Origin of the sequence: Streptobacillus ratti, assembly GCF_001891165.1 — a bacterium.
Lineage (GTDB): Bacteria > Fusobacteriota > Fusobacteriia > Fusobacteriales > Leptotrichiaceae > Streptobacillus > Streptobacillus ratti.
The window spans coordinates 1-1,729 of record NZ_LKKW01000063.1 but is presented as its reverse complement, the minus strand read 5'-3'; the positions used below and the strand labels follow the sequence as shown (position 1 = coordinate 1,729).

The window sequence follows — 1,729 nt, the reverse complement described above, 5'->3', positions numbered from 1 at the left end:
AAAAAAAGTCTGTAAATTAGATCTTCTATGATTTAAAAAGATGAAATTCTAATTTACACTTATTTCCTCTTTCAATTTATATATAACACAATTAAATGTTCATGTCAATAAAAGGTGAGAGTGTTTTACTTTCACCCTTTTTTTAACCAATAAATTCTATAAAGGTAACCTACCCTCATACATAATGCTTAATTCTCCATATATCTGTCCCCAATTCCTTAATATATTAGTCCATTTCTTAGTAGCCTCAAATGTCGCTAAATATAGTGCCTTTAATAACGATACATCACTTGGAAATACACTTCTCTGACGATTCAATTTCCTATATGTTGAATTTAACGATTCTATCGTATTTGTAGTATATATTACCTTCCTTACTTTCTCTGAAAATTTAAATATAGGTGTAATTGAATCCCAATTATCTTTCCATCTCTTCATAGAATTTGGATATCTATCTTTCCATTTCTCCACAACCTTTTCTAAATTTATTAAACCTATCTTCTCATTTGATGCATGATATATACTCTTTAAATCATTTGCAAATTCCTTCTTATCCCTATCTGATACATACTTTAAGGTATTTCTTACTTGATGTACTATACATCTTTGATATTCTGTCTTTGGAAATGATGAACTAATAGCTTCCTTTATTCCTGTAAGTCCATCTGCACATATTATTAATATATCCTTAACCCCCCTATTCTTTAATTCATTTAATATCGATAACCAATATTTTGAACTCTCATTTTCTCCCACACTTATCGTTAATACTTCTTTTCTTCCATCTGAATTTATTCCAAGTATTACATATGCTGCTAATTTCTTAATTACTCCATTATCTCTTACTGAATAATGTATAGCATCTATATATACTATTGGGTATATATCTGATAATGACCTATTTTGCCATTCTTGTATTTGAGGTAATATCTTATCTGTTACATCTGAAATAAAGCCCTCTGATACATCAAATCCATAAATATCTTCTATTGTATCTGATATCTGTCTTGTACTCATACCTTTTGCATACATCGATATTATCTTTTGGTCTATATCTGATATATCCTTTTGACGTTTTTTTACTATCTTTGGATTAAAGTTTGAATTCCTATCTTGTGGTACTTCTATATTCATTGTTCCATAATTACTATTTATTTGTTTATGTTTATATCCATTTCTATAATTATCAGAATAATGTCTTTTAGATTTCTCATATCCTAGATATTCTTCCATCTCTGTTTCCATCATTTCTTTTATTGTTCCACCTAATAGGTCTTTTAGGGCATCTTGTATATCTTCTGCTGATTGAATATCATATTCTTCTAATAGTTGCATAATGATATTTCTTTTCCCTTCTGTCATTTTTACTTTGTGTACTTCTTTCTTTTCTCTTGCCATAATAATAGGCCTCCTTTGATATTTTTTATTATATCATAGAAGACCTATTTTTTTCTATTTACAGACTTTTTTTCACACTCTCGATTTATTCCTAAGGGTAGGTCTATGAATAAATTAAGAAAAAAAGATGTTAAATTTATTGAAAATTTTATGAATAATTATCCTAGAAAAATTTTCAATTCTTCAACATCTTATGAAGTTTATGAATGTCTTTTAAATCTTGTTTAAGTTGTTTTTGGACATTTACTTTTGGAATTTAGGCAAATTAAAAAGAATTAACTCCTTTACAGAAATTAATCCTCATTTTAATCACCATTCTCCTATTTAAAGA

The 1,729-nt window shown here is 27.4% G+C and carries 2 protein-coding genes; one reads left to right on the top strand and one right to left on the bottom strand.

All coding sequences use genetic code 11. The annotated features are described in order from the left end of the window. Nucleotides 1-156: 156 nt before the first annotated feature. Entirely contained in the window at nucleotides 157-1,362 is a 1,206-nt protein-coding gene (locus BT993_RS06750) for an IS256 family transposase (protein ID WP_415669360.1), read from the bottom strand. Nucleotides 1,363-1,503: 141 nt separating this feature from the next. Here BT993_RS06750 and BT993_RS07580 point away from each other — a divergent pair, with 141 nt between their 5' ends. Beyond that, nucleotides 1,504-1,626, top strand: coding sequence for a hypothetical protein (locus tag BT993_RS07580; protein ID WP_279625219.1), 123 nt, complete (start codon nucleotides 1,504-1,506; stop codon nucleotides 1,624-1,626). Nucleotides 1,627-1,729: the final 103 nt, after the last annotated feature.